Source organism: Amycolatopsis sp. NPDC059021 (assembly GCF_042739895.1).
Taxonomy (GTDB): domain Bacteria; phylum Actinomycetota; class Actinomycetes; order Mycobacteriales; family Pseudonocardiaceae; genus Amycolatopsis.
The window spans coordinates 1-7,206 of sequence record NZ_JBHYIQ010000189.1; the positions used below are offsets into that span (position 1 = coordinate 1).

At 68.7% G+C, this 7,206-nt stretch carries 7 protein-coding genes; 2 read left to right on the forward strand and 5 right to left on the reverse strand.

Going from position 1 to position 7,206, the window contains the following annotated elements; genetic code table 11:
• Positions 1–631: 631 nt before the first annotated feature.
• The 5 genes from ACFWX1_RS47475 to ACFWX1_RS47495 all read right to left on the reverse strand — a co-directional run bounded on the left by ACFWX1_RS47475 (position 632) and on the right by ACFWX1_RS47495 (position 5,437).
• Positions 632–1,822, reverse strand: coding sequence for an Ig-like domain-containing protein (locus ACFWX1_RS47475; protein ID WP_378396527.1), 1,191 nt, complete (start codon positions 1,820–1,822; stop codon positions 632–634).
• 103 nt (positions 1,823–1,925) lie between these two features.
• A complete protein-coding gene (locus tag ACFWX1_RS47480) occupies positions 1,926–2,795 on the reverse strand; it encodes a patatin-like phospholipase family protein (RefSeq protein ID WP_378396528.1) in 870 nt (289 codons plus the stop codon).
• A gap of 79 nt (positions 2,796–2,874) precedes the next feature.
• A complete protein-coding gene (gene lipA / locus ACFWX1_RS47485; protein WP_378396529.1) occupies positions 2,875–3,876 on the reverse strand; it encodes a lipoyl synthase in 1,002 nt (333 codons plus the stop codon).
• Positions 3,877–3,913: 37 nt separating this feature from the next.
• Positions 3,914–4,879 carry an oxidoreductase gene (locus ACFWX1_RS47490; protein ID WP_378396530.1) on the reverse strand — a complete coding sequence of 322 codons (966 nt, stop codon included), beginning with the start codon at positions 4,877–4,879 and terminating at the stop codon, positions 3,914–3,916.
• A gap of 27 nt (positions 4,880–4,906) precedes the next feature.
• Positions 4,907–5,437 (reverse strand): hypothetical protein, encoded by a 531-nt coding sequence (locus ACFWX1_RS47495; RefSeq protein ID WP_378396531.1) that lies wholly within the window; start codon positions 5,435–5,437, stop codon positions 4,907–4,909.
• Between the two features lie 132 nt (positions 5,438–5,569).
• On the opposite strand from ACFWX1_RS47495, the gene ACFWX1_RS47500 reads away from it, so the two are divergent.
• Together ACFWX1_RS47500 and ACFWX1_RS47505 are read left to right on the forward strand one after the other, a co-directional pair.
• The gene (locus tag ACFWX1_RS47500; RefSeq protein WP_378396532.1) at positions 5,570–6,199 is read left to right on the forward strand and encodes a TetR/AcrR family transcriptional regulator; all 630 of its coding nucleotides are present in this window, start codon (positions 5,570–5,572) and stop codon (positions 6,197–6,199) included.
• 24 nt (positions 6,200–6,223) lie between these two features.
• A complete protein-coding gene (locus ACFWX1_RS47505) occupies positions 6,224–7,159 on the forward strand; it encodes an LLM class F420-dependent oxidoreductase (protein WP_378396533.1) in 936 nt (311 codons plus the stop codon).
• Positions 7,160–7,206: the final 47 nt, after the last annotated feature.

Consider the following 7,206-nt stretch of genomic DNA (forward strand, 5'->3'; position numbering starts at 1 on the left):
GTGGTCGCTCTGCACCCCCCCCAACACCCATTTATCTCGGTTTGGGCCGGGGTCGAGAACCTTCACGGTTCTCCCGGGGCCCTACCGCTATTTGCCTGTCGTGAACACTCCGTCCGGAGGGCGTTCTTCGCGCCGAGCCACATGCACGAGGCCGTGAAGGCCTCCTTACCGGCGTTGAGCGCGGGTAAGGAGGCCTTCACGGCCCTGACCGCCTCACCACACCAACCGCCCGACGGCGGAAGCAAGGGACCTTTACTGTCGCTCGGCGATAGCAAAGGTCCCTCGCTCACTCTCGAGCACATCCGTAGGCTGGTCTTCGGCACGGTGAGATTCCGTCGACCGGGTAGCCGTGAGGGCTGCAGCGCCGGTGTCGTGAACGACGCGTTCGAGACACTCATCGTCCCCAACGCGTCGTTCACGACATATCACTCCGCACGCCCGAAGGTTTTCTTCAAGACGCCTGAGTGCTCCGCTCGGTCGACATCTCCGCGGCGGAGTGTGCCAGGCCATCGGGCTACTAGGGTTTGCCTAGGGCTGGGCGCACCGGCCCGCAGCCGGATCGCAGGCCCGGCTCAGAGCGTGGACGGGTTCCGCGAAAACCACGGCGCCCTAGCCGCGTCGGGCCGTCTCGTTACTTGACGGCGCTGCCGCCCTGCCAGTCCTGCCAGGACTTCGACCAGTCGCCGTACAGATCCCACACCGGCAGCTGCGGGCCGCCCGAGTTCGTCACTTCGACCACGTCCCCGAGCCCCATGGTGCGGAAGAACCACTCGGCGTTCGCCGCGTTCAGGTTGATACAGCCGTGGGAGACGTTGGCGCTGCCCTGCGCGCCGACACTGGCGGGATTCTCGTGCACGAACTCGCCGTCGTTGGAGATGCGGACGGCCCACTTCTCGGTCGTCTTGTACGCCCCCGGCGCCGGCGGGCAGAGCCCGAAGGTGCAGGAGTCCATCACCGTGCTCTCCTGCTTGTCCGAGATGACATGCGGGCCGGCATGCGTCGGCGTCGAGTCCTTGCCCATCGAAATGGGCATCGATTTCACCGGCTGCCCATTGTGGAAGATCTGCATCTGCTCGGTGTTCCCGTCCGCCCTGGCGATCCAGGAATCGTGCACCTTGTACGTTTCGGTGCGATCCGTCGCACCGTACACACCATTTCCGAAATCGACCCCGTACACCTTCGCCGTCACCTTCAGCACGGTTCCCGGCTGCCAGTACTCCTTGGGCCGGTAGTGGACGTTCTTGTCGTCCATCCAGTACCAGGAACCGTCCTGTTTCGGCGTCGACTCCACCGACAGCCGCTTTTCGACAGCGGCCCGGTTCTGCACCGGCTGGCTGAAGCTGAACACGATCGGCTGACCGACCCCGACTCCGGTGTTCGCCACCGACGCGGGCGCCGGGATCAGATCCGGGCTGGCCTGCCGCTGGGGTGACAGCGTGCTCAGCTGGCTGTGCTGTTCGATCGGCTTTCCGTTGCCGCCGAGGGCCTGGGCGACGATCTTGTACGTGCTGCCGTAGCCGAGCGCTTCGGTCGAAGTCCAGCTGAGCCCGTCGGCGCTGAGCTGCCCGGACACGGTTGTTCCCTTGGCGGCGTTCGTCACCGTGACGTCGGTCAGCCTCCCGTTCGCCGCCTTGACGACGATCGGCGTGGTCGGGTTGACGCCGGTCCCGCCCGCCGGCTCGATGCTCACCGACACCGGGCTTTCCGGGGACTGCTCGGGCGAGCCCGCACCGGGGCCGCCGGCGCCGCCCGAACAGGACGACAGCATCAGCGCCGAGGAGAGAATCGCGGCAAGCGAAAGTAATGTTTTCTTGGGGAACATTTTGTCTCTTTTTGGGTAATGCGGGCTGCTGGCCTTCACCCTCAAAACTACGCGACGAGAAAGATGTTCCCCGCACCGGATCGGTGCAGGCTGGTAATTTTCTTCACTTTGTGACAAGGCCCGGTGCGCCATACAGGCCCGGCCCGTCGACGGTGATTCCGCCGAGGTAATCCCGCGCGGCCTCGTATGCCTGATTTGTGAGTTCCTCGGTGCGGCTGAAGTCCAGCGGGCTGATCCGCACCGGGGCGGGGCCGGGCAGATAGACCACCGGCACCCGCGCGGCGGCGATCGGTGCCTCCAGCACCGCCTGGTTCCGCATGCTGATCATCGCGGTGAACATCATGACCTCGGCGAACGTCCGCGGCGCTCCGGGCATCCGGCCGGGAAACGCGCAGTCCAGGACCACCAGCGACCGGGCGCCCATGGTCAGTGCCTGCCGCATCGGCACGTTCGCGACCAGCCCGCCGTCGTAGAGCAGCCTGCCGTCGTGGGGAACCGGCGGATAGATGCCCGGGATGGCGCAGCTGGCCAGGAGTGGCGCCAGCAGCGGGCCCTCACGGATCAGGATCGGCTCCGCGGTGTCGACGTCGGTGGTGACGACGCCGAGCGGGAGCCCGAGGTCCTCGAACCGGGCGCCGTGGCCGATGTGCTCCTCGATGATCGCCGTGAGGCCCGAGTTGGGGAACAGATGTGTCTTGCTGTGCCGCAGCGTCCGCACCTGGCTCAGTACCCCGCCGGGGAACGCCTCGTGCCGGGTCATGCGCGCCCAGATCCCCCGCAGTCGCTCGATCGGGTCACCACCGGCCAGGGCGAGCACGGCGCCGTTGAGGGAGCCGACCGACGTGCCGACGACGAGGTCCGGCTTCAGCCCGGTTTCGTCGAGGGCCCGCAGCATCCCGAACTGCATGGCGCCGAGGCTGCCGCCCCCGCCGAGGACGAAGGCGATCGGCCGGGGGAGATCCAGAACGGTCATACCGCCGAATGTAGTAAGGCCGCGCGGCCGCGGACCGGGCTCGTGGCGGTGCTCACCCGTACGGGGCGGGCGGCGGCGATCACCGCGCCAGCAGGCTGCTGGCCTCCTGGGCGGCGGGGCCTTCGGCGGCGAGGTGCGCGAGGTTCTCCGGCAGGGTTTCCCCGCGGTGTGCCTTGGTCTGTGCGTAGAGGCGTCCGGCGCGGTAGGAGGAGCGCACGAGCGGCCCGGCCATGACTCCGGCGAAGCCCATTGCCTCGGCGGCCTTGGAGTGCTCGACGAACTCTTCGGGCTTGACCCAGCGGTCCACCGGATGATGCCGCGGCGAGGGCCGCAGATACTGCGTGATCGTCAGGATCTCGCAACCAGCGTCGACCAAATCCCGCATCGCCGGGGCGACCTCGTCGGGGGTTTCGCCCATGCCGAGGATGAGGTTCGACTTGGTCACCAGCCCGGCCTCACGGGCCTTCGTGATCACTTCGAGGGAGCGGGCGTAGCGGAAGCCCGGACGGATGCGCTTGAAGATCCGCGGCACGGTTTCGACGTTGTGCGCCAGCACTTCCGGCTGGGAGGCGAACACCTCGGCCAGCTGTGCGGGATCGGCGTTGAAGTCCGGGATCAACAGCTCGACACCGGTGCCCGGGTTCAGGCTGTGGATCTGACGGACCGTCTCCGCGTACAGCCAGGCGCCGCCGTCCTCCAGGTCGTCGCGGGCGACGCCGGTGACCGTCGAATAGCGCAGTCCCATGGCCTGCACCGACTCCGCGACCTTGCGCGGCTCGGTGCGGTCCAGCTCAGCAGGCCTGCCCGTGTCGATCTGGCAGAAGTCGCACCGCCGGGTGCACTGATCCCCACCGATCAGGAAGGTGGCTTCGCGGTCTTCCCAGCATTCGTAGATGTTGGGACACCCCGCCTCTTCACAGACGGTGTGCAGACCCTCGCGGCGGACGAGGCCCTTGAGTTCGGTGAACTCCGGCCCCATCTTCGCCCGCGTCTTGATCCACGAAGGCTTCTTCTCGATCGGCGTCTGGCTATTGCGGACCTCGAGCCGCAACAGCTTCCGACCCTCTGGCGCAGCACTCACAAAAGCCACCCTACGCCCGCTTCCGGAGCGGTATCGATCACGCGGGGTCGGGGGTGACGCCGGTCAACTTCGCGGTCAGATCCCACAGCGCGCGGCCGGTCACGGCGTCGCGAGCGGCCCCCAGCGTGCGCACCTTGGTGGGGTGGCCGCGCAGGCCGCCGATGCCATTCGGGCCGATGTAGTCGCCGCCTTCGACGCCCGGCGCGGTCGCCGCGTACAGCTGCGGCAGCGTGCCCTGCTCGGGCCGCATCGCGAAGAGCGTTTCACCGATCCTGTTGACGGCGAGGATGCCCCTGCTCAGCAGCGGGTTCTCGTAGGACCGCGCCATTCCGGCGCCCAGCCCGGTGCCGACGTAACCGGGGTGCGCGGCGACGCTGATGACGTGTTCGCCCGCGGTACGCAGGTGCCGGTCGAGCTCGACCGCGAAGATCTGGTTGGCGAGTTTCGACTGCGCGTAGGCGACGCCGGGGTTGTACCGGCGGTGCTCGAAGTTCGGGTCGGTCAAGCTCAGCCCGCCGCCGGTCGCGGCGACGCTCGACAGGGTGACGACGCGCGCGTCCTGGCCACCGCGCAGCGCGGGCAGCAGCAGCCAGGTCAATGCGGCGTGCCCGAGGTGGTTGGTGCCGAACTGGGTTTCGAAGCCGTCTGCGGTCTTGCCGCGTGCGGTGGCCATCAGGCCGGCGTTGTTCACCAGGACGTCCAGCGCGTCACCGGTCAGCTCACGCACCGACGCCGCCGCGGCCCGCACGGAGGCGAGGTCGGCGAGGTCGAGCGACACCAGTTCGGGCGCCGCGCCGGTGGCGGCCCGGCGGACGAGTTCGAGTGCCCGCGCGCCGCGCTCGGGGGAGCGGCAGGCGAGCAGGACGCGGGCGCCTTTGCCCGCGAGCACGTCGGCGGTGCGGAGGCCGAGACCCGAGTTCGCGCCGGTGACCAGTACGGTCCGCCCGGTCTGCTCGGGAATGTCCGCCTCGGTCCAGTGACCGCTGTTCGTGCGCTCCGCCATGGAGTTACCTAACTACATTCGTGCCGCTCACGCACTCGGCGCGAGCAGGCGCAGCAGGTGGCCCATCGGGCTGCGGCGGCGGGCCGGGCGAGCGTCCGGGCCGTTGCGCAGCAGCGCGTCGAAGGTGTAGCCCACCTTGGTGATTTCGTCGGCGGATTCGCCGTACTCGGCGAGCCCGGCGGTGATCGCCAGCATCCGCAGCTCACCCTCGTGCAAGGGCGTGAGCGCCGGGTAGCGATCGATGTTGGCGTCGAGGACGGCACGCAGCGTCGCGTGTTCGGACGTCGCGCGCTTCCACGCACGGGTGACGGCGTCGACCTGGTCGAGGACCTGGCCCGCGGCCGCGTCCTCGGGATCGGCCAGCTCGGCGCGCAGGTAGCCGCCGAGCAGCTGAGTCCACTTGTGGTGCAGGGCCAGCAGGAGGTCTTCCTCGCTCCTGAAGGACTCGGCCGCGCCGGGGATCCCGGCGAGGGACAGCGGGCGCTCGGGGTCGTTCCCGGCCTGCTGAAGTGCGGCTTCGAGGGTATCTCGCCGACGGTAGAAGTCGGTCCAGCTCATGATGTGGCTCCCCTTCCGTGACCTGGTTCATACTGCAGGTTTGCTGCATACTCCTGGTACGGACCTGACTGGCCCAACATACCATGGGTATGGCGAGAATCCCTGGGGCGTAAGGTTGTGAGGGTGGCGACAATGAGGTCCAGAAGGCTCGACTATTCCGAGTCGACCCGGTCCGCGCTGGTGGACGGCGCGGTGGAATTGTTCACCAAGCGTGGCTACGCGGGTACCTCGCTCGACGAGATCGCGAAACGTGCCCGCGTCACCAAAGGCGCGCTGTATCACCATTTCAGCGGCAAACAGGCGTTGTTCGAGGCGGCTTTCGACGCCGTCGAGAGCCTCGTCTACGACCGCCTCGACAAGATCGTGAACGGCCCTGGCTCGCCGTGGGACCGGGCCCGCGGCGGGCTCAACGCGTTCATCAAGAGCTGCCTCGATCCGGCGTACCAGCGGATCGCCATCCACGAGGCGCCCGTGGTGATGGGCTGGGAACGCTGGCGCGAGGCCGAGGAACGGTGCAGCTTCGGGCTGGTCCGCGCCGCGATCCAGGCGCTCATCGAGGCGGGCGAGATCGCCGCCGTCCCGGTCGACATCACCGCGCGGCTGCTGTTCGGCGCGCTGTCCAGCGCGGCGACGGAGATCGCGGGCTCGGCGGACCCGAAGAAGGTCGGCGCCGAGATCGAAAGCGTCATCGTCCGGCTGCTGGAGCGCCTGCGGGAGACGTCGGCGGTGAATCCCACCGGCAAGGAGCAGGCGGCGAGCTGACCGCTCGCTCTATAGGCTGACGTCGTGGACTTGAGGATCTTCACCGAGCCCCAGCAAGGGGCCAGCTACGACGACCTGCTGCGGGTGGCCAAGGCGACCGAGGCCGCCGGCTACGACGCCTTCTTCCGCAGCGACCACTACCTGAAGATGGGCGGCGCCGACGGCCTTCCCGGCCCCACCGACGCCTGGATCACCCTCGCCGGGCTGGCGCGGGAGACCAGCCGCATCCGTCTCGGCACCCTCGTCACCGCCGCCACCTTCCGGCACCCTTCGGTGCTGGCGATCTCGGTGGCGCAGGTCGACCAGATGTCCGGCGGCCGCGTCGAGTTCGGTCTCGGCTCCGGCTGGTACGACGACGAGCACACCACGCTCGGGCTCGACCTGCCCCCGCTCAAGGAGCGGTTCGACCGCTACGCCGAGCAACTCGCGATCGTCACCGGGTACTGGAAGACGCCGGTGGGGGAGACGTTCTCCTTCGACGGCGAGCACTACCAGCTCGCGGACGCGCCCGCGCTGCCCAAGCCGGTGCAGCAGCCCGCGCCGCCGGTGATCATCGGCGGTGGCGGCAAGAAGCGCACCCCGGCACTGGCCGCGCGGTACGCCGACGAGTTCAACCTGCCGTTCGTCGACACCGAAACGGCCGCCGCGCAGTTCGCGCGCGTGGCCGCGGCGGCCGAGGAGATCGGGCGCGACCCGAAGGAGATCCTGCGCTCCTCGGCGCTGGTGATCGCGGTCGGCCGGGACGAGGCGGAGGTGAAGCGCCGCGCCGACGTCATCGGCCGTGACGTCGCCGAGCTGCGGCAGAACGGGCTCGCCGGGACGCCGGCGGAGGTCGTCGAGAAGATCGGCCAGTGGCGGGAGAAAACCGGGATCACCCGGCTCTACCTGCAACTGCTGGACCTGTCCGACCTGGACCAGATCGACCTCATCGCGTCCGAAGTCGCCCCGCAGCTGGACTGACGCCGGTCACAAGTGCTCTGAAGGCCACCTTGAGGGACTTGAGTTCC

What these genes read in the sequence shown, in the direction of transcription:
- ACFWX1_RS47490 (WP_378396530.1), bottom strand. Translation starts at nt 4,879, where the DNA reads ATGGCGGAGCGCACGAACAGCGGTCACTGGACCGAGGCGGACATTCCC.
- ACFWX1_RS47500 (WP_378396532.1), top strand. Translation starts at nt 5,570, where the DNA reads ATGAGGTCCAGAAGGCTCGACTATTCCGAGTCGACCCGGTCCGCGCTG.
- ACFWX1_RS47495 (WP_378396531.1), bottom strand. Translation starts at nt 5,437, where the DNA reads ATGAGCTGGACCGACTTCTACCGTCGGCGAGATACCCTCGAAGCCGCA.
- ACFWX1_RS47475 (WP_378396527.1), bottom strand. Translation starts at nt 1,822, where the DNA reads ATGTTCCCCAAGAAAACATTACTTTCGCTTGCCGCGATTCTCTCCTCG.
- ACFWX1_RS47480 (WP_378396528.1), bottom strand. Translation starts at nt 2,795, where the DNA reads ATGACCGTTCTGGATCTCCCCCGGCCGATCGCCTTCGTCCTCGGCGGG.